Consider the following 2,710-nt stretch of genomic DNA (forward strand, 5'->3'; position numbering starts at 1 on the left):
CGGTGTAGGGCACGCGCGGGTCGTTCTTGCCCTGGATGACGAAGAGGGGCTTCTTGATCCGGACCGCGTTGGTCAGCGGCGAGATCTTGTCCAGGTGGGCCTTCATCGCCGGGTCGCGCTCATCGCCGTATTCAACCCGGCGCAGGTCGCGGCGGTAGCTCTCGGTGTTGTTCAGGAAGGTCACGAAGTGCGAGATGCCGACGACGTCGATGGAACCGGCGATGCGGTCGGCGTAGTTCGTCGACACGGCCAGCGTCATGTAGCCGCCGTAGCTGCCGCCGGTGACGAGCACGCGCGAGGCGTCGAGGTCGGGTTGGGTGGCAATCCAGTCGAGCAGGGCGCCGACGTCCTTGACCGAGTCCTCGCGCTTGAAGCCGTTGTCCATCGCCAGGAAGCTCTTGCCGTAGCCGCTGGAGCCTCGCACATTGGGCTGGATCAGTGCCATGCCGAGCTCCTGCACGTAGTAGGCGTTGCGGCCCAGGAAGCCGAAACTGGCCTGGGACTCGGGGCCACCGTGGATGGAGATCAGCACCGGGCGCTTGCCGGAGAACTTCTTCGGTGGGGCGGTGAGCAGACCCGAGATCATCGTGCCGTCAAAGCTCTTCCAGCGCACGATCTTCTGCTCGCTGAAAGCGGCAGTGTCGACACCAGGCGCGGCTGTGGCGCGCGTCCATTGCTGGACCTTGCCGTCCGTGCCCAGCGAATAGATCTGGCTCGGGCCCTGGGCATTGCTGATTGAGAAAGCGAGCTCACCGCGACCGTGGTGGTAGGAAGCGGCGCCGACATTGCCCTCGGGCAGTTTCGGCAGGGCGGCGGCCGGTACTTCCTTGGCAGTCGCCGCATCGAAGAAATGCAGCTCGTCGCGGCCATCCACATTGAACTGGGCCGCCAGCCTGGCACCGTCCTCGGTCAGCGTGACACCGCTGACGTCCCAAGGGATGTGGCTGCTGACACGGTCGATGCGGCCACTGGCGAGATCCAGCTTCATCAGCTCGCGGAACTCGCCGGCGCGGTCGCTGGCAATCCACAGCGAGCGGCCATCGGGCGCCCAGCCGGCGGGTGAGTAGGTGGCCTTGGCCTCCTGGCTGCCCGCCGTCGGCGCGACTTGCTTGGCCACGCCGCTGTCCAGGTCCAGCATCCAGATCTGCGATTCATTGGCCGACAGATAGCGCGTCAAGGACACCAGACGCTCGTCGGGCGAGGGGCGGCCGGCAAACCAGCCGCCGCCGTCCAGCTCGGCCAGCTTGCGCCGCGCCTCGGGCTTTTCGGGGTCCATCAACCACAGCGTGGTGGTGATCTTGGTGCGCGTGCCGCCCTGGGCGGTGCGGTCGATGGGCACCGAGGAGTAGACGAGCCGGCCGCTCCTGCGCAGCCAGGTGTTGATGGAGTGGCGCTCGTTGGGATTGGTCAGCAGCACTGGCTGAGCGCCAGCCTGGTTCAGCGGCAGGCGATAGAGCTGCGCGACTTCGTTGCCACCGGTGGCGCGCTCGAAGACGATGTACTGACCGTTGCGCGGTTCGTAGGTCGCGCGCACGACCGGGTCGATGCCGTCGGTGAGCTGCTCGCCATCGGTCAGCGGCGTCGTCACGCGAAAGATCTGCGCCGTGTTGGCACCGGCCTTGCGGTGGCTGACCAGCATCTCGCGCTGGGTCGGGTGCCAGTCGGCGAAGGCGTGGCCGCGGAAGTCGTTGTAGCGGCCGATGGCGTCAACCAGGCTCTGGGGCACGGGCGGGATGCCCTGGATGACCAGGTTCGCATTGGGCGCAACCACAGCCGTGGAGACCGGTGCCGGCGCAGGAGAAGAGGCGCAGGCGGCCAGCAATGCTGTGCCGAGTGCGCAAAGAGAAAGACGCAAACGAATCATGTGGGGCCTCAAAAGGAAATGGGCGCTCGAAGCGCCCATTCTCGACTGGCCCGGACTCGGGTCTAACCCGCTATGCCTTGGGTCATGCGGTCTGCTGGATGCCGGCAATCAGCCAGCCGTCACCGGCCTTGACCAGATGCCAGATCTCGTCGAAGTCCTCCGCGGCCTGTTCGCTCTTCTCGCRCACCAGGCCCGAGAAGCGCACGGAGACAATCTGTTCTCCGGTCTCCGTCGCGACATCGACGACGTTGGCTTCGAGCTGCAGCACCTCGGTGCGCTGAGCCTGTGCGCCGCGCTCCAGCAGATCGTGCTGGATGTTGGCGTACATCTGCGGCGTCGTGAAGCGGCGCAGGTCGGCCTGGTCGCCGGCGTCGTTGGCGGCCTGCAGGCGGATGAAGACCTGCTTGGCGAGCTTCTCGAAGCCCGCGGCGTCGAAGTCCGCGGGGGCTGCGGCAGCGCCGGAAACCGTGGCCGCTGCCGAATTCCACGCCGGCTCGGCTGCCCGGAAGTTGGCGCCGTTGGCGCCGGCGAGCTGCGGCTTCGGCGCGGCGAAGCGGCGCACCAGGAAGCGAATCACGAAGACCGCCACCAGGCCGAGCAGCACCATCGTCATGATGCTGGCCAGTTCGCCGCCAAAACCGAAGTGGCTGGCCAGCGCGGCCAGGCCCAGGCCTGCGGCCAGGCCGGCAATGGGGCCAAGCCAGGAGCGTTTGGGCGCCGCCGCGGGAGCGGCCGCGGGTGTTGCAGCAGCCTGTTTGCCGGGAGCGGCTTGCTGGGGCGCAGGCTGCTGGGCGGGCGGCGTTTGTGGCGCGGTCTGGGTAGGCACGCTGCGCTTCAGGCCACCAC

At 67.5% G+C, this 2,710-nt stretch carries 2 protein-coding genes; both read right to left on the reverse strand.

Features of this window, described 5'->3' with window-relative positions; genetic code table 11:
* Nucleotides 1-1,864, reverse strand: a 1,864-nt coding sequence (locus AC1DU6_RS26305) for a S9 family peptidase (protein WP_477860717.1), incomplete at its 3' end; no start/stop codon positions are given.
* An 82-nt stretch (nt 1,865-1,946) separates the two neighbouring features.
* On the reverse strand, nt 1,947-2,710 hold a 764-nt coding region (locus tag AC1DU6_RS26310; protein WP_477860719.1), incomplete at its 5' end, for a Tim44 domain-containing protein.

The sequence above is a fragment of the Roseateles sp. P5_B10 genome, from assembly GCF_056400485.1.